The organism is Pseudoalteromonas sp. BSi20652 (assembly GCF_000239855.1).
Taxonomy (GTDB): Bacteria; Pseudomonadota; Gammaproteobacteria; order Enterobacterales; family Alteromonadaceae; genus Pseudoalteromonas.
Map to the genome: position 1 here is coordinate 1 of NZ_BADT01000157.1, position 1,545 is coordinate 1,545.

The 1,545-nt window shown below is 39.4% G+C and carries 3 protein-coding genes; all 3 read right to left on the reverse strand.

Annotated features, from left to right (window positions below):
* Window positions 1-48: 48 nt before the first annotated feature.
* On the reverse strand, window positions 49-300 hold the full coding sequence (locus P20652_RS06045) for a DUF2999 family protein (protein ID WP_007582532.1): 252 nt from the start codon (window positions 298-300) through the stop codon (window positions 49-51).
* 62 nt (window positions 301-362) lie between these two features.
* The gene (locus P20652_RS06040) at window positions 363-1,325 is read right to left on the reverse strand and encodes a zinc-binding dehydrogenase (protein WP_008170290.1); all 963 of its coding nucleotides are present in this window, start codon (window positions 1,323-1,325) and stop codon (window positions 363-365) included.
* A gap of 64 nt (window positions 1,326-1,389) precedes the next feature.
* Window positions 1,390-1,545 (reverse strand): isocitrate dehydrogenase kinase/phosphatase-domain containing protein (locus tag P20652_RS20270; RefSeq protein WP_139048227.1); only part of this gene is annotated, 156 nt, incomplete at its 5' end.

A 1,545-nucleotide genomic window follows, 5' to 3' on the forward strand; every position in this document is an offset into this window, starting at 1 on the left:
AAGTTACTTATGTTCTTTTTTATTTATTTTTTTTCATCACATAACAAATTATTGATTTAGTTTTTCTTTCGCTTCTTTTACTTTTTCAAAATCTAAACCAAGTTCGTCAGTCGCTTCTTTAATAAGGTGCGGTTGAGTCATTACTACTGCCATTAGTTGCTGTAGTTTTTCTGGCGGAATACCAAGCTCTTGAACAAGCGCCATTGCCATCATTGGGTTTTGAGTAAACGCTTCAAACAATGCTTTTACTTTTTCGTCGCTTACATTGTGCTCTTTAAGTATTGCTAGTATTGGATTCATTATTAAACCTTAAGTGTTTTTTATAGGGCTTAGTATATGGGCTAAACCCTAAAATTAAAGAGTTACCCTACAAGTAAAACCACTTTTCCTGCGTTTTCATTACGCTCTAAAATAGCATGGGCTTCGTTTGCGTCGCTCCAAGGCAATGTTTTATACAGGTTAAAGTCGTACTTTTTAGTGGCAATATCATTGTAAAAACGCGCTACAAAGTCGTCGCGCACCTGGCGTTTAAACTCAATACTACGATTTCTAAGCGTTGAGGCATGAAACGAAATACGCTTTTGTAAAAGCGCGGCAAAATCAACCTCTGCAAAACGTCCATCTAAAAATGCAAGCATCACAATTTGGCAATCCATGGCTGCAATAGCGGCATTTTTATTTAAGTAACTACCCGAAACAGGATCTACAATTGCATTTGCTGTTAACTCATTTGCTTTCATATATTCTACAAAGTCGGTGGTTTTGTAGTTAATTGCATGATCGGCACCGAGTTCTTTTGCGTGTTGGCATTTTTCGTCAGTACCTGCGGTAATAACAACGGTAGCACCTGCGCTTTTAGCCATTTGAATTGCTGCACCGCCCACACCACTAGCACCTGCATGAATAAGCGCTGTTTGCCCTTTTTGCAATTTACCAAGCTCAAATAACGCGCCAAATGCTGTTAGGTACACTTCGCTTATTGCAGCGCCTTCAGCCATTGTTACATCATCGGGTAATTCCATAAGCTGCTTTGCATCAACGGCTACATATTCACTGTAAGCGCCGCCTGAGCACAACGTAAAAATACGTTTGTTTAGCCAAGTGTTATCTACATCTTTACCGAGCTCGGTGACTGTACCCGCACATTCTAAACCTAAAATAGGGCTATCTCCCGCAGGGGCCGGGTACTTACCTTGGCGCTGCATGCTGTCTGCACGGTTTACACCTATTGCTGCAACTTTAACAAGTACTTCATGGCTCTTTAAAACCGGTTTTTCGGTTTCACTAAATGCAAGATTACCATCTTCATGAGAAATATATTTCATTGTTGCTCCAAGTTTAAAAACTGTAATAACATATAGATGGGGATGAACACAGATTCAAACAACCTCAAAAGCGCCAACTTTGTTTGTAAGGATAAACATCGGGTAGATAACCATTATGTACTTGTTGCTGACAACCTTGCCAAAACGTCGCTAAAAACAAGTTACTGTGCTTATTATTAAAATAATTAAACGCAATCTCGTTGGCGCTAAAAAACACCTT